This is a genomic window from Qipengyuania sp. NPDC077410 (assembly GCF_044543405.1).
In the GTDB taxonomy this organism is placed as follows: domain Bacteria; phylum Pseudomonadota; class Alphaproteobacteria; order Sphingomonadales; family Sphingomonadaceae; genus Qipengyuania; species Qipengyuania pacifica.
The window spans coordinates 1054993-1067990 of record NZ_JBITWB010000001.1; the positions used below are offsets into that span (position 1 = coordinate 1054993).

Sequence of the window (12998 nt, forward strand, 5' to 3'; positions counted from 1 at the left end):
CGTCAGGCGGCGTGGCGCTGTCCTTCGGCCAGCCACTCACGGGCCCGTCGCTGCGCTTCGGCGATTTCCCGCGCAGTCATTTCGTCTGCCACATCGGCGCGACACCAGCTTGCTTCTTCATGCCCCTTCGAGGCAGCGATATTGAACCATTTATGCGCTTCGATCATGTCGCAGACCGTTCCATGGCTACCGGTCGAAAAAGCTACGCCCAGATCGTATAACGCGTCGAGGCTGCCCTGTTCGTACCTGCCGAGGCAGGAAGCGATGAGTGCATCGGCCTGCTCGCTCTGGATGATCTTGCCGTAGCCACCTTCGATACCTGAAAGCTGCATGGTCATTCCCCCATAAAGGACCGGCACCCCCTGCCGGACGAGTCGGGAATGCCAAGATTATGGTCAAGAAAGGGTTAACGCGTAGCGCGATTTATCGCCGACCAAACGATTTCAGCGCCTTCCGGGACCATGGCGGGCAAATCAACGGCTCGTCGGATTGCCGCTTGTGCGCCTCGGGAGGCTTGCCTATAGGCGCGCCCATCGGGTCATCGGGGTGCCGGAAAAAATTCGGGTCCGCGGGACGGTGGTGACCGGCACGATCGAATTTGCAGGATGAGAGGGTCCTCAATGGCCTCTATGGCAAGCGACAATGAGAAACTGGCCAGAGCACGCGCTGCGGTCGGTGCTGACTACGTCCCCGACGACAGCGAAGAATATATGAACGAGCGGCAGCAGGAATACTTCCGCATGCTTCTGCTCGACTGGAAGAAATCGATCCACGACGCTGCCGGCCAGACGCTTCAGTCTCTTCAGGACGGGCCCATGCGCGAACCCGATCTCAACGACCGCGCGTCGTCCGAAACCGATTGGGGAATCGAACTGCGCACGCGTGATCGCCAGCGTAAACTGATCTCCAAGATCGACGCCGCTCTGCGCCGTATCGATCAGGGGGAATATGGCTGGTGCGAAGTTTCCGGGGACCCGATCGGGCTGAAACGCCTCATAGCCCGCCCGGTCGCCACAATGACAGTGGAAGCGCAGGAAGCGCACGAGCGAAAAGAGAAGATTTCGCGCGACGACTGACCGCCCGCTTTCCAAATTCTTAACGTCTGGGCCTTAGCGTCATTCGCCTGGCGGACCGGTTTCTGTCCGCTCTCGCGAAGACGAACACAAAGGGTACCAAGCACGCCATGTCCTCGCTCGATACACGCGATGTTGCGCGAGACAGCCTGTTTCTATTTGCGGAATTGACGCTGGAAGGCCAGCCGGACGCCGTGCGGGTGAAGGTGCGCAACCTTTCCGCCGGCGGGATGATGGCGGATGCAGGCGGGCTGGAGATGTCCCGCGGCGATCGCGTTTCAGTGGAGCTACGCGCGGTAGGGAGCGTGAAGGGCAGCGTTGCCTGGGTGCAGGGCGCGCGGATAGGGATCGCTTTCGACTGCACAATCGATCCGAAGGAAGTTCGCGGACCGACCGCCGCAGACGCGGCCCCCCGGCGCTATGCCCGCTCGGTGACTTCGGCTCCCCTTTACAGCAGCGACCACCCGGTTCGAAGTATCTGACAAATGGCTTGCTGACGCCGCGCACATGCGCTGCTAACCGTCAGCCATGCGCCTTTCCTTTCTCGCTTTTTTCTTCGTCCTGTTGACTGCGTGTGGCTCGGGAACTGACGATGGCGTGGTCGAAGTCGCCTTTATTGCAGACCCTGGCGAACTGGATGCCGACGGGGTCAGGCTCGACCCTGCCGGACAACATGTTCGCGCCGCGATTTCGATGGGCCTGGTCCGGATCGATCCCCGCGGCGAGGTGGTTCCCGGCGTGGCCGAACGCTGGATCGTCACCGATGACGGTGCCAGCTATATTTTCCGGATCAATGAATTCGACTTGCGCGATGGGACACCGCTGACCGCGCAGGCAGTGCGCAACGCGCTTCAGCAACGGTTGCGCCAATTGCGCGGCACTTCCCTTGGCCTCGATCTGGCGAAGGTGCGGGATATTCGCGCCATGACCGGGCGGGTCGTCGAAATCCGCCTAACCAGTCCGATGCCCGACTTTCTGCGTCTGCTGGCTCAGCCTGAACTTGGGATCGACATCGGCGATCAGAGCGCCGCCTTGATGGCGCGCGGCGTGGGGGATGATGGAGTGATGCTGGCACCGCTGCCGCCGCAGTTGCGCGGCTTGCCTGAACAGCCGGGATGGGAAGATACGGTGGGTGAAGTGCGCATTCGTGCAGTCAATGCCGAACAGGCGACCGAAGGATTCTCTCAGGGCGATTTCGATGCCGTGCTCGGTGGGCGGCTGGCTAATCTCCCGCTGGCCAGCACGGGGCCGCTGTCGCGCGGCAATGTGCGTCTCGACGCGGCGATCGGCCTGTTCGGTCTCGATGTTCTGAAGCCCGCCGGTTTCCTCGGTGTCACGGCCAACCGCGAAGCGCTTGCGATGGCGCTGGACCGGCAGGGACTGATGCAGCCGTTCAATATCGGCGGCTGGTTCCCTTCGACCCGGATCGTTCCGGTCGAACTGTCCAGCTCGGGCGGCCTGCCGGTGGAACGCTGGGTCATCCAGTCGATCGAAGAACGCCGGAGCGAAGCCCGTCAGCGGGTGGCTCAATGGCGGGCTGCCAGCGGGCAGGAACCGAGGGTGCGCATCTATCTGCCACCGGGGCCCGGCTCGGACCTCCTGTTCGATGGTCTGGCAGAGGATTTCGCCGCTATCGGCGTGTCGACCACGCGCAGCGAGACGGTGGGCAATGCCGATCTCGCATTGCGCGACCGGGTGGCGCGCTATCCCTCTCCGCGCTGGTTCCTCAACCAGTTCAATTGCACGATCGACAAAACGCAATGTAGCGAAGACGCGGATTACCTCGTGTCTCTCGCGCTCGATGCGCGCGATCCTGCGGAAGAAGCATCCTATCTGCTGGAGGCGGAAAATACGCTTCTCGCGGCGAATCTTTACATTCCGATTGGCGCGCCGATCCGCTGGTCGATGGTTCGCGCCGGGTTGGAGGGGTTCAGCGAAAACCCGTGGAACGTGCATCCCTTGTTCCCGCTGTCCCGCGCTCCCATCTAGGGTTTGATGGACAATCAGGATCCGCCGCGCCCCATGGGGTTTGAATTGCCGATCGGCAGCGACCCCGTGTCGATCCGCAAACGGATCGAGGCGATGGAGCATCTCCTCGAACGCAGCCTCGTCATTCCCGGGACGAAGTTTCCCATCGGGCTCGATGCGATCATCGGTCTCGTGCCGATCATTGGCGATCTCGTGGCGGCTGCCATGGGCGCCTATATCGTGTGGGAAGCCAAAAACCTCGGTCTGCCGAAATGGAAACTGTGGCGCATGGCGGGCAACATAGCGATCGACGGCGCTATCGGTGCGGTTCCGCTCGTCGGCGATGCCTTCGACGTGGTCTATCGATCGAACACGAAGAACCTGCGCATCGTGCGCAAGCATCTCGACAAGCATCACCCGCACACCATGGTGATCGACCAGTAGTTTCGCTGGCGGCGATTGCGCGCTAGGGCTGCGCGCATGGCATCCGACGTCACCTATTCCGGCTATCTCGATCTCGACCGCATCCTGTCGGCGCAGCACCCTGCGTCCGATGCGCATGACGAGATGCTGTTCATCATCGTCCACCAGGCGAGCGAGCTGTGGCTCAAGCTGTGCCTGCACGAACTCTTCGAAGCGCGGATGTGCATCCAGGAAGACCGGCTGCGCCCGTCGTTCAAGATGCTCGCCCGGGTGGCGCGCGCCCAGGGGCAACTGATCCAGAGCTGGGACGTGCTCAGCACCATGACCCCGCACGATTATTCCACCATCCGCCCGCATCTCGGCGGGTCGAGCGGGTTCCAGAGCGCGCAGTACCGGATGATGGAATTCCTGCTCGGCGGCCGCAATCCCGACATGGTCACCATGCACGAGGCGACGCCCGAGGTGGCGCGCGAACTGCGCGAGGAACTCGACCGCAAGTCGATCTACGCCGAAGTCATCGCGCTGCTGGCGCGGCGCGGGTTCGACATTCCCGACGAAATCCTCGCGCGCGATCACGGCAGCCCGTGGGAACACTCGCCCGCGGTCGAGGCCGCCTGGGCGCAGATCTACCGCGACCCGAAGGAATACTGGGACCTCTACGAACTCGCTGAAAAGCTGGTCGATCTGGAATACCACTTCCAGCGCTGGCGCTTCGGCCATCTCAAGACGGTCGAACGGATCATCGGCTTCAAGAAGGGCACCGGCGGTACGCCCGGCGTGCCCTATCTCGCCAACGTGCTGAAAGCGGCCTTCTTCCCCGAACTCCTGAGCGTGCGGACCGCGATATGAGCAGCTGGAAAAGCACCCGCCGCATCTGGGACATTTCGCAGACCCTGCGCCCGGACCTGCCCGTCTGGCCGGGCGATACAAGGTTCGGGTTCGAGCGGACATGGCGGATGGACGAAGGCTCGCCCGTCAATGTCGGCCGGATGACGATGAGCACGCATTCGGGCACCCATGCCGATGCACCGCTGCATTATGCGCAAGGCGCGCTGGATGCCGCCAGCATGGAAATCGATCCCTATATCGGTACCTGCCTGGTGGTCGACGCGCGCGGCGTGAACGGCGCGATCGACATCGCCGACCTGCCGCATATCGACAGCGCCGACCGCGTGCTGTTCCGCACCTGGGACAGTTTCCCGCACGACGAATGGCGCAGCGACTGGCTGCCGATCGCAGCCGAGACAGTCGAATGGCTGGCGCTTCAGGGGGTCAAGCTGATCGGTACCGATGCGCCCAGCGTCGATCCACAGGAGAGCAAGACGATGGACGCGCATCACGCGGTGCTGAAACACGACATGCGCATCCTCGAAGGGCTGGTGCTCGATGACGTGGACGAGGGGCGCTACGAACTTGTCGCCCTGCCGCTCAAGGTGGGGGGCGGCGATGCAGGCCTGTGCCGCGCGATCCTGAGAGAACTGGCATGATGCTGGAACGCGCCCGGTTCCTCGACGCCGGCGATCCGCTGCGCGAATTTCGCGACCGGTTCATGCTGCCGGATGGGGTTATTTATCTTGACGGCAACTCGCTCGGCTGCCTGCCGAAAGCGACGCCCGCACGGCTGGAAGAGGTCGTGCGCGAAGAATGGGGCCGCGATCTCATCCGCAGCTGGAACACCGCCGGCTGGATCGATCTGCCCGCGCGGGTTGGGGCGAAGATCGCACCGCTGATCGGCGCCCGCCCGCACGAGGTGATTGCCTGCGACTCCACCAGCGTGAACCTGTTCAAGCTGATCTCCGCCGCGCTGGCCATGCAGCCGGGGCGCAAGGTGGTGCTGAGCGAACCCGGCAATTTTCCCACCGATCTCTACATGATCGACGGGCTGGAACGGCAGGGCCTGGCCGAGCGCCGTCTGGCGGAGCGCGGCCAGTTGTTCGAGGCGCTGGACGACAGCATTGCCCTGCTGATGCTCACCCATACGCATTACAAGACGGGCGAGACGTTCGACATGGCCGAACTGACCCGCGCCGCGCATGATGCCGGCGCGCTGGTGCTGTGGGACCTGTCGCATTCGGGCGGCGCGCTGCCGGTCGATCTCGACGGGTGCGCGGCGGATTTCGCGGTCGGCTGCGGCTACAAATACTTCAACGGCGGCCCGGGCGCCCCGGCCTACGCCTTCGTAGCGGAAAAGCACCTGGAGGCGGCACGCCAGCCTCTGACCGGCTGGATGGGGCACGCCGCGCCCTTCGCCTTCAGCGACGATTACGAGGCGGCGCCCGGCATCGAGAAACTGCTGTGCGGCACGCCCCCGATCCTCGGCCTTGCCGCGCTGGAGGTGGGGGTCGATCTCATCGCCGAAATCGGCATCGATCGCCTCTATGCCAAGTCGCAGGCGCTGTCCGAGTTCTTCCGCCAGTGCCTGTCCGAAAGGAACGTGGCGATCGATCTTGTCAGCCCGACCGATCCGGCGCGTCGCGGCAGCCAGCTGTCCTTCCGCCATCAGGACGCCTACGCCATTTGCCAGGCGCTGATTGGCCGCGGTGTCATCGGCGACTTCCGCGACCCCGACATCCTGCGCTTCGGCTTTGCGCCCGCCTATCTGCGGTTCGAGGACATGGCCGAAGCCGCGCGCCATCTGGCAGAGGTGCTGGAAACCGGCGAATGGCAGCGCGGCGAATTCCAGGAACGGGCGGCGGTCACCTGATTACGATTCGATCCGCACGCGTTGGATGCTCGCCATGGTCGCGTTCCGGACAGCCTCGATGCCGTATTCGGCATGTATTTTCAGCTTGGCCAGGCTGTTGTGGCAGGCAAGAGACATGCGCGACATCTCTTCGTCGAGCTGGTGCTGCGTAAGCCCGTCGACAAATCGTGCAGTTCCATGCGATTTCACGAGACAGGAAGTCCCATCGTTCAGCGCCACCAGTTCGTAGCGTGACTGCATGTCGACCAGACGACCTATGATCGGACGGGTTTCGGAAACATAGCCATAACGCTCGCCGGGTTCGGCCTCGGTTACGGCGAAGTCGAACTGGTGTCCGGGCATCGCGGCGACATGCATCCTGTAGAAGCCACGGGCGCTGTCGATCGTCTCGACATGTTCGCCCAGGGCCCGATAGGTATGATCCTCGCTCGACCAATCCAGATGACTGTAAACCTTAAACGGCGACGCTTCGATCTGCATTTCCGTCGTGAAATCGACGGGCCCATCCGGTGCCATCTTCTTTTTGAACAGTCCCAGCATCCTGGTACCCTCCCCACTGCGCACATATTCTCGCAGAAACAGGTTAGAAAATTACGAATGCCGGAAATGGAGGATGCTGCGCCCGAATGGCGCGGGGTCTTTGGCAAACGGGGAGGATCGAAATGGCGAAGCGGAACGGTAAAGGTCTCATCGCAAGTGCACTCATCGCTCTTGCAGCATTGCTGCCCGGTCTGCTGGTGCCGGACCGCGCAGAAGCCGCGGATCGACCGGCGCTGGAAATGTGGAGGATGGATTGCGGCACGATCGAGATCGGTAATCTGGACGACTACTCCGACACTTTCGCATATCCGGGCCGCAGCATGACCTTCACCGACAGCTGTTACCTCGTCAGGAACGGCGATCGTTATCTGCTATGGGATACCGGCCTGCCGAAAACGCTGGAGGGCAAGGAGGAGGAAAGCGGCACCGACCGGATGAGCCTTAAGGCCAGCATTGTCCGGCAACTTGCGCAACTGGGCATCGAGCCCGATCAGGTCACTTTCATTGGGATCAGCCACTACCACTACGATCACACCGGGCAGGCCGCCGATTTTTCGGGCGCGACCTTGCTGGTGGACCGGGCCGATTGGGACGTGATCAACAAGCGCGAGGACCTGTCCGCAAGTCTCGGGCCATGGATCGGGGGTAACGGCACCCTCAAGACACTGACCTACGATCACGATGTGTTCGGAGACGGCTCGGTGATCATGCTCAAGGCACCGGGTCACACGCCGGGGCACCGGTCGCTTCTGGTTCGGCTGAAGGGCCGCGGACCGATCTTGCTGTCGGGCGATGCCGTCCACTTCCGCGAAAACTGGAGCCGCAAAGGCGTTCCGAGCTTCAACACGAGCCGGGCTGAAACGCTCGCATCGATGGACCGATTGCGCGAAATCGCCGCACAGATCGGAGCGACCCTGGTGATCCAGCACGAACCTGCCGACATCGCCAAGCTCGCGCCTTTCCCGGAACCGTCCCACTAGGGCAAGACTATTGGCGGCGGCGGTCACCTGATCGGCGACTTTCGGACCCGGTAAATCCTTTTTAATGGGCGCGCCTTAGTCGCGTTGCATGGGCCAGAAATGCCTCAATTGCGGTGCGCCGATCTACCAGCCGTTTGAACCTTACATCGATTGCGGGATACGGCAGACCGATCCTGCTCTGCGTCGGCAAATGGGCAAAGCGGAATACTAGCGCGAACAGGGTCATCATCGGCACGCGGTGTCGATACAGAACCGCCCTCAGGCTGCACGAAGTGCCGATGCTCTACGGCCAGAACAACCTATGGGGCGCAGATATAGCGATCGGAAAGATACACTGGAAAGAATGGTCCGGAAAAGCGGTGGTGGATTGCCGCCGGGTGTACCCGCTACTTCCAAAGCAAAATTGCCGATGGAGGACTTGGTGTTCTTTCTCTGGTGGATCTACCTCATCGTTCGGGCCTGGTCGTAGCATCCGGTTTGCCCGGCGTACAATGATCAATCTCCCTTCGGCTTCCGAATTTCCCGCGCGGTAAGAAGAAAGCCGACCATCAGGCCGGCGATCATGATCGCAGCGCTTGGCTCGGCGGCCAGCGCGACCGGCAACAACGCAGCGTTCATCGCCATGGTGACCCCTGTCGCAGCGACAACCGCTACGATCAGCACAAATCCATGAGGAACGCGCAGAACGGTGAGCAACGCCCGGCGGAATACCAGAGCGAGCAGGAACACGAGGATCATTGCGGGGACTATCCAAATAAGAGTTGTCATCGTTCTCGCTTATCGGGCTTTCCTGCTGGACGGGTCTTGCAGCCAGTAGCCCGTCCTACCGTGCCGAGTTTGCCGCGGCGGGAAAGCGTCGCGGGGGCAATGGCATCATACGAATGTCTCACATAGATTATTGGAAAAAATACGAAATTTAATCCAGGCGTAAAATGTGGCCGCAATGTGGTAGATGACATGGGCGAAATGGGCGGCAAGGCCGAAGACGAAGTACAGTAAGGTTCACACTCAGCCAAACGGCAGTTGAAGGAAGGGCGGCGCCGTCGTCGGATTGGCGCCGCCTTTTTCGTTGGCGGGGTCAGGCCTCCAGTTCGATGTCCCAATAGAGCCAATCGCGCCAGGTTTCGTGAAGGTAGTTGGGCGGAAACATCTTGCCGTGCTGCTGCAGCTGCCAGTGGGTCGGCCGGATCGGCTGGCTGTAGAGCTGCATGCCGGCCTGCTTGGGCGTACGACCGCCCTTCTTCATGTTGCAGGGCGCGCAGGCGGTGGCGATGTTTTCCCACGTGGTCTTGCCGCCCAGCCGGCGGGGAACGACGTGATCGAAGGTGAGATTGTGCATGTCTCCGCAGAACTGGCAGCTGAACCGGTCGCGCAGGAACAGGTTGAACCGGGTGAAGGCGGGAAACTCGCTCGGCTTCACATATTGCTTAAGCGCGATCACGCTGGGGATCTTCATGTCGAGCGAGGGGGAATGCACCTCGCGCTCGTAGGTAGCGATCACGTCGACCCGGTCGAGGAAGATGGCCTTGATCGCGGTCTGCCATGGCCACAGGCTCAGCGGATAATAAGACAGCGGCGTGTAGTCGGCATTGAGAACCAGGCTGGGACATGACTGCAGATTGCGAGTCGGATCCTCGGCGGTACTTCGGAACCTTGCGGCCCGTTCCAGCAGTTCGGCCTTGAACACCAGTGCGTTCCTCCCCGATAACAGTGAAAATGCACTTGCAAGGAAAAGCGTCAAGTCTGTTACACACATGCTATCCACAAGCTTGCCCAGTGAAATAGCATCTTTTTCGCCACTATGACCGTCACTCGCTTTGCCCCCAGCCCTAACGGGCCGCTCCATCTCGGCCATGCGTTCTCGGCTATCGTGGCCCATGATCTGGCGCGTGAGGCCCGCGGGCGCTTCCTGCTGCGGATCGAAGATATCGACGGGCCGCGTTCGCGCCCTGAACTGGCTGACGAATTTCGTCGCGATCTCGAGTGGCTGGGACTGGAATGGGACGAAGTGCCCGCGCAGTCGACCCGGCTGACGACATACGACGCGGCGGCACGCAACCTGCTCGACCGTGGTTTGCTTTATCCCTGCACCTGTACGCGAGCCGACATAGCGGCGTTGAAACCGCGTCTGGGATCGCAGGGCGCCGTTTACCCCGGAACCTGCAAGGGCAGCGTGGTCGACCCGTTCAAGCCTGCTGCGCTGCGGCTCGACATCGACCGGGCGATGGCGGAAAGCGGGCAGCTTTTCTGGGAGGACGCGCTGGCCGGGCAGCAGATCGCAGACCCCCGCGAGGGTGGGGACGTCGTCATCGTGCGAAAGGATGCACCCGCCAGCTATCACTTGGCCGCGACCTTGGACGATGCGGCAGACGGGGTCACACTGGTGACGCGGGGTGCGGATCTGTTCGACGCAACGCATATTCATCGCCTTCTGCAAGCGCTGCTCGGCCTGCCGGTTCCCCTTTGTTATCACCACGGTCTGCTGATCGATGAAAGCGGACAGAAGCTCGCCAAGCGGCGCGGATCGCCGTCCTTGGCGGACCGGCGTGGAAGTGGGGAGAACGGGCAGGCGCTGGCTGACGCGCTGCGTTCCGGCGAATTCCCCGCTGGCATTACGCTGGCGAACTCCTAGATAGAGGCAGTTATGACAACCTTCCTCACCATCCTGCTCGTCATTCTCATGGTTCTCGTGGTCGCAAGCCTTGTGCGCGGCGTCGTGGCTTTTCTGAAAAGCACGAAGATCGATCTCGAAAGCGGCGAGCAGACCGATGCTACCGAAATGCAGTTGCTGCAGAACAAGATGATGTTCGCGCGCATCAAGTATCAGGCATTGGCGATCGTGGTCGTGGCGGTCATCCTAGCGATCGCCAGCTGACCCAGAAGCGTGGTCAAGCTCAACAAGATCTACACCCGCACCGGCGATGACGGGACCACCGGTCTCGTCGACGGATCGCGCTTGCCCAAGCACGACGCACGCATGGCCGCGATTGGCGCGGTGGACGAAGCCAACAGCGCGCTGGGCCTGGCTGCGGTCGTGCTGGCGAACGGTGAGTATGCCGAGCCGCTCTACCGGATCCAGAACGATCTGTTCGATCTCGGTGCCGATCTCGCCACGCCTGCCGAAGACGAAGACGATTTTTCCCCGTCGGAAATGGTCCTGCGGGTCGTGGAGGCACAGGTCTTGTGGCTGGAACAGGCGATCGACGCCGCGAACACCCGGCTCGAACCGCTGACCAGCTTCGTGCTTCCGGGCGGAACAGAGGCTGCCGCGCGCCTCCATGTGGCCCGCGCCGCGGTTCGTCATGCAGAACGCGCGATGACCGCGATGGCGTCGCACGTACCCACCAATCCGCAGGCACTGGCCTATATCAACCGGCTGTCGGACTATCTTTTCGTCCTTGCCCGCGTGGCGAACGACGACGGGCGCGGCGACGTGAAGTGGATTCCCGGCGGCAACCGCTAAGCCGGCGCTAGCCAGCGCCGCGCCCCTTCGCTAGTGCACGCGTTTTGCTGCACATGCGAAGGGAAGTTTCGATGGACAAGACGGTCGCTATTATCGGTGCGGGCCAGATGGGCTCCGGCATCGCGCAGACCGTGGCTGCGCACGGCATGGACGTCCTGCTGGCGGATGTCAGCCTCGACGTTGCCGAAAAGGCGCATGCCGGGATCGACAAGGCGTTCGGCAAGCTGGTCGGCAAGGGCAAGATCGAAATCGCCGATGCCGAAGCGGCGATGAAACGCATCACGCCGATCGCCGATTATTCGCGCATGAAGGATGCCGATCTCATCATCGAAGCGGCGACCGAGAAGGAAGAGATCAAGCAGGCGATCTTCGAGAAGGCCGGGGAATTCCTTTCGCCCGACGCGATCATGGCCTCGAACACCAGTTCGATACCGATCACCCGCATGGCCAATTACGCGCCCGATCCGGCGCGTTTCATCGGGCTGCATTTCTTCAACCCGGTTCCGGTGATGAAGCTGATCGAGGTCATTCCGGGCCTCGCCACCGACCAGACGACGACCGACCGCACGACTGCCTTTGCGCAAAGCCTGGGCAAGGAAGTGGTCCTGTCGCAGGACGAACCCGGCTTCGTCGTGAACCGGATCCTGCTGCCGATGATCAACGAGGCGATTTTCGTGCTCGGCCAGTCGACCGCCGACATCGAGGATATCGACAAGGGCTGTCGCCTCGGTCTCAACCATCCGATGGGGCCGCTGCAGCTGGCCGATTTCGTCGGGCTGGATACCTGCCTCGACATTATCATGGTGCTTTACAAGACCACCCGCGATGCCAAGTATCGGCCCGCCCCGCTGCTGGTAAAATATGTCGAAGCCGGGTGGCTCGGCCGCAAGACCGGGCGCGGTTTCTACGATTATTCGGGCGAGGAGCCCGTGCCGACGCGCTAGGGCCGAGGCCGGAAGGGCAGGGCGGCGCGGTGCATTCTGTGTTTATGGAACCTGCGGGCCCGCCCACCGGTTGATCGGACAAAGGAGACTTTCCGATCATGACCGATACTACCAAGACAAACACGCCCGTGGGCGAAAGCCAGGAAGCCCGCCAGGCTGGCCTTGCGCCGGAAACCCATAACGACGAGCAGGACGATCACCGCAACCAGGCGCAGGAAGTCGCCGAAGAAGCGCAAGGGACGACCCGGGAAACCGGTTCCCCGACCGAAAGCCGCAAGAGCGACAACAAAAGCGGCCTGATGAACGATTCGACTCAGGATACCGTCGATCACATGCGCGACATGGAAAGTTCGGGCCGGATCGACATGGGTGCCTTTCGCGGCGAGGACAATCATGATGATAACGAGGATAAATACGGCAAGTCGGCTAAGGTCGATCCCGACCTTCCTTCAGACGGCAGCTAGTCCGTTATAGTGCCGTTGTTCAGGATCCATAGCCCTGCGGTCAGCAGGATGGATCCGGCAGCAACCGAATAGGCAAGCACGCGGAAGTTCGGGGTGGAGATCGCCTCGAACTTGTGCGTGTCGAGCCGCTCGAGCGTACGGCAGGCGCGCTTTTGTGCGGTAATGGCAAGCCAGCCTCCCGCCAGAATGAATACGGTCGCTATTGCCTTGGCGAGCCACGGTGGGTCGAAGGCGCCGAACACGGCCTTGAATCCCAGCCCGATCCCGATTGCTGCGAAGGCGGTCCGCATCCATCCTGCAAACGTCCGCTCCATAGCCATGATGTTGCGATCTTCGGCAAGGTCGGTGCGCAATTCCGCCCACTCAGTCGATTTGTCGGGGTCCTCGGGTGGGTCGTCCTGCGCCATGCGGAATTAATGGGCGGGCGTCTGCACGGTTC

General features: G+C 62.0%; 18 protein-coding genes. 13 read left to right on the forward strand and 5 right to left on the reverse strand.

Going from position 1 to position 12998, the window contains the following annotated elements; translation table 11 throughout:
- Nucleotides 1–2: 2 nt before the first annotated feature.
- Nucleotides 3–332, reverse strand: coding sequence for a hypothetical protein (locus tag ACIGGE_RS05240; RefSeq protein ID WP_221597436.1), 330 nt, complete (start codon nucleotides 330–332; stop codon nucleotides 3–5).
- Nucleotides 333–620: 288 nt separating this feature from the next.
- On the opposite strand from ACIGGE_RS05240, the gene dksA reads away from it, so the two are divergent.
- From dksA to kynU, 7 genes are all read left to right on the forward strand, one after another.
- On the forward strand, nucleotides 621–1076 hold the full coding sequence (gene dksA, locus ACIGGE_RS05245) for an RNA polymerase-binding protein DksA (protein WP_103022796.1): 456 nt from the start codon (nucleotides 621–623) through the stop codon (nucleotides 1074–1076).
- Nucleotides 1077–1183: 107 nt separating this feature from the next.
- Nucleotides 1184–1555 carry a PilZ domain-containing protein gene (locus ACIGGE_RS05250; protein ID WP_375245404.1) on the forward strand — a complete coding sequence of 124 codons (372 nt, stop codon included), beginning with the start codon at nucleotides 1184–1186 and terminating at the stop codon, nucleotides 1553–1555.
- A gap of 46 nt (nucleotides 1556–1601) precedes the next feature.
- Nucleotides 1602–3062 carry an ABC transporter substrate-binding protein gene (locus ACIGGE_RS05255; protein WP_397489645.1) on the forward strand — a complete coding sequence of 487 codons (1461 nt, stop codon included), beginning with the start codon at nucleotides 1602–1604 and terminating at the stop codon, nucleotides 3060–3062.
- A gap of 33 nt (nucleotides 3063–3095) precedes the next feature.
- Nucleotides 3096–3485 carry a DUF4112 domain-containing protein gene (locus tag ACIGGE_RS05260; RefSeq protein WP_397489646.1) on the forward strand — a complete coding sequence of 130 codons (390 nt, stop codon included), beginning with the start codon at nucleotides 3096–3098 and terminating at the stop codon, nucleotides 3483–3485.
- A gap of 36 nt (nucleotides 3486–3521) precedes the next feature.
- Complete coding sequence (locus ACIGGE_RS05265; RefSeq protein WP_103022800.1) at nucleotides 3522–4313, forward strand: tryptophan 2,3-dioxygenase; 792 nt, start codon at nucleotides 3522–3524, stop codon at nucleotides 4311–4313.
- The gene (gene kynB, locus ACIGGE_RS05270; RefSeq protein WP_103022801.1) at nucleotides 4310–4951 is read left to right on the forward strand and encodes an arylformamidase; all 642 of its coding nucleotides are present in this window, start codon (nucleotides 4310–4312) and stop codon (nucleotides 4949–4951) included. The genes ACIGGE_RS05265 and kynB overlap by 4 nt, the downstream gene beginning before the upstream one ends.
- Nucleotides 4951–6168: a kynureninase gene (kynU, locus tag ACIGGE_RS05275; protein WP_397489932.1), complete on the forward strand. Its 1218-nt coding sequence runs from the start codon at nucleotides 4951–4953 to the stop codon at nucleotides 6166–6168. The genes kynB and kynU overlap by 1 nt, the downstream gene beginning before the upstream one ends.
- Here kynU and ACIGGE_RS05280 read toward each other — a convergent pair whose 3' ends face one another.
- Nucleotides 6169–6708 carry a hypothetical protein gene (locus ACIGGE_RS05280; protein ID WP_397489647.1) on the reverse strand — a complete coding sequence of 180 codons (540 nt, stop codon included), beginning with the start codon at nucleotides 6706–6708 and terminating at the stop codon, nucleotides 6169–6171.
- A 122-nt stretch (nucleotides 6709–6830) separates the two neighbouring features.
- On the opposite strand from ACIGGE_RS05280, the gene ACIGGE_RS05285 reads away from it, so the two are divergent.
- Nucleotides 6831–7688, forward strand: coding sequence for an N-acyl homoserine lactonase family protein (locus ACIGGE_RS05285; RefSeq protein WP_397489648.1), 858 nt, complete (start codon nucleotides 6831–6833; stop codon nucleotides 7686–7688).
- 495 nt (nucleotides 7689–8183) lie between these two features.
- Here the strand turns inward: ACIGGE_RS05285 and ACIGGE_RS05290 are convergent, their stop codons facing one another.
- Complete coding sequence (locus ACIGGE_RS05290) at nucleotides 8184–8456, reverse strand: hypothetical protein (protein ID WP_397489650.1); 273 nt, start codon at nucleotides 8454–8456, stop codon at nucleotides 8184–8186.
- Nucleotides 8457–8766: 310 nt separating this feature from the next.
- A complete protein-coding gene (locus tag ACIGGE_RS05295; RefSeq protein ID WP_103022802.1) occupies nucleotides 8767–9375 on the reverse strand; it encodes an HNH endonuclease in 609 nt (202 codons plus the stop codon).
- A 114-nt stretch (nucleotides 9376–9489) separates the two neighbouring features.
- Between ACIGGE_RS05295 and gluQRS the strand changes: the two genes are divergently transcribed.
- From gluQRS to ACIGGE_RS05320, 5 genes are all read left to right on the forward strand, one after another.
- Nucleotides 9490–10320 (forward strand): tRNA glutamyl-Q(34) synthetase GluQRS, encoded by an 831-nt coding sequence (gene gluQRS, locus ACIGGE_RS05300; RefSeq protein WP_397489651.1) that lies wholly within the window; start codon nucleotides 9490–9492, stop codon nucleotides 10318–10320.
- A gap of 12 nt (nucleotides 10321–10332) precedes the next feature.
- Complete coding sequence (locus ACIGGE_RS05305) at nucleotides 10333–10563, forward strand: HIG1 domain-containing protein (protein WP_103022804.1); 231 nt, start codon at nucleotides 10333–10335, stop codon at nucleotides 10561–10563.
- 9 nt (nucleotides 10564–10572) lie between these two features.
- On the forward strand, nucleotides 10573–11151 hold the full coding sequence (locus ACIGGE_RS05310) for a cob(I)yrinic acid a,c-diamide adenosyltransferase (RefSeq protein ID WP_221596997.1): 579 nt from the start codon (nucleotides 10573–10575) through the stop codon (nucleotides 11149–11151).
- Nucleotides 11152–11222: 71 nt separating this feature from the next.
- Nucleotides 11223–12095: a 3-hydroxyacyl-CoA dehydrogenase NAD-binding domain-containing protein gene (locus ACIGGE_RS05315; protein ID WP_397489652.1), complete on the forward strand. Its 873-nt coding sequence runs from the start codon at nucleotides 11223–11225 to the stop codon at nucleotides 12093–12095.
- A 98-nt stretch (nucleotides 12096–12193) separates the two neighbouring features.
- Entirely contained in the window at nucleotides 12194–12559 is a 366-nt protein-coding gene (locus tag ACIGGE_RS05320) for a hypothetical protein (protein ID WP_301641889.1), read from the forward strand.
- Here ACIGGE_RS05320 and ACIGGE_RS05325 read toward each other — a convergent pair.
- Complete coding sequence (locus ACIGGE_RS05325) at nucleotides 12556–12966, reverse strand: YidH family protein (RefSeq protein WP_103022807.1); 411 nt, start codon at nucleotides 12964–12966, stop codon at nucleotides 12556–12558. The genes ACIGGE_RS05320 and ACIGGE_RS05325 overlap by 4 nt on opposite strands.
- Nucleotides 12967–12998: the final 32 nt, after the last annotated feature.

Bases quoted from the DNA above. Each gene is read 5' to 3' on its own strand.
- ACIGGE_RS05240 (WP_221597436.1), bottom strand. From the start codon at position 332: ATGCAGCTTTCAGGTATCGAAGGTGGCTACGGCAAGATCATCCAGAGC.
- dksA (WP_103022796.1), top strand. From the start codon at position 621: ATGGCCTCTATGGCAAGCGACAATGAGAAACTGGCCAGAGCACGCGCT.
- ACIGGE_RS05250 (WP_375245404.1), top strand. From the start codon at position 1,184: ATGTCCTCGCTCGATACACGCGATGTTGCGCGAGACAGCCTGTTTCTA.
- ACIGGE_RS05255 (WP_397489645.1), top strand. From the start codon at position 1,602: ATGCGCCTTTCCTTTCTCGCTTTTTTCTTCGTCCTGTTGACTGCGTGT.
- ACIGGE_RS05260 (WP_397489646.1), top strand. From the start codon at position 3,096: ATGGGGTTTGAATTGCCGATCGGCAGCGACCCCGTGTCGATCCGCAAA.
- ACIGGE_RS05265 (WP_103022800.1), top strand. From the start codon at position 3,522: ATGGCATCCGACGTCACCTATTCCGGCTATCTCGATCTCGACCGCATC.
- kynB (WP_103022801.1), top strand. From the start codon at position 4,310: ATGAGCAGCTGGAAAAGCACCCGCCGCATCTGGGACATTTCGCAGACC.
- kynU (WP_397489932.1), top strand. From the start codon at position 4,951: ATGCTGGAACGCGCCCGGTTCCTCGACGCCGGCGATCCGCTGCGCGAA.
- ACIGGE_RS05280 (WP_397489647.1), bottom strand. From the start codon at position 6,708: ATGCTGGGACTGTTCAAAAAGAAGATGGCACCGGATGGGCCCGTCGAT.
- ACIGGE_RS05285 (WP_397489648.1), top strand. From the start codon at position 6,831: ATGGCGAAGCGGAACGGTAAAGGTCTCATCGCAAGTGCACTCATCGCT.
- ACIGGE_RS05290 (WP_397489650.1), bottom strand. From the start codon at position 8,456: ATGACAACTCTTATTTGGATAGTCCCCGCAATGATCCTCGTGTTCCTG.
- gluQRS (WP_397489651.1), top strand. From the start codon at position 9,490: ATGACCGTCACTCGCTTTGCCCCCAGCCCTAACGGGCCGCTCCATCTC.
- ACIGGE_RS05305 (WP_103022804.1), top strand. From the start codon at position 10,333: ATGACAACCTTCCTCACCATCCTGCTCGTCATTCTCATGGTTCTCGTG.
- ACIGGE_RS05315 (WP_397489652.1), top strand. From the start codon at position 11,223: ATGGACAAGACGGTCGCTATTATCGGTGCGGGCCAGATGGGCTCCGGC.
- ACIGGE_RS05320 (WP_301641889.1), top strand. From the start codon at position 12,194: ATGACCGATACTACCAAGACAAACACGCCCGTGGGCGAAAGCCAGGAA.
- ACIGGE_RS05325 (WP_103022807.1), bottom strand. From the start codon at position 12,966: ATGGCGCAGGACGACCCACCCGAGGACCCCGACAAATCGACTGAGTGG.